1 tRNA gene is annotated in these 315 nt (G+C 55.6%); it reads right to left on the bottom strand.

Going from position 1 to position 315, the window contains the following annotated elements:
- Position 1 precedes the first annotated feature (1 nt).
- Positions 2-74: transfer RNA gene (locus tag AC3A5O_RS28835), tRNA-Val, on the bottom strand.
- Positions 75-315: the final 241 nt, after the last annotated feature.

The raw sequence follows: 315 nt of genomic DNA, 5'->3' as shown, positions 1-315 counted from the left end.
GTGGGTGATGACGGGATCGAACCGCCGACATTCTGCTTGTAAGGCAGACGCTCTCCCAGCTGAGCTAATCACCCTTCACTTTCGATGCGGGGCGCATTCTCTCACAGTTTTTCGTAACGTGCTGATTTAATTAGCAAATTCAGCAAAAAAAGGAGCGACGCACACCACAGGAACTGCAAACAGCAAAAAGCCCGCGTGAGCGGGCTTTCCGTGGTGACCTGGCGTTCAGCGTTCCAGGTAACCGAATATGGCGCAGCGGACGGGACTCGAACCCGCGACCCCCGGCGTGACAGGCCGGTATTCTAACCGACTGAA

It is taken from the genome of Pseudomonas sp. Soil_N_39 (assembly GCF_057655955.1).
This window is presented reverse-complemented; position numbering and strand designations above follow the sequence as displayed.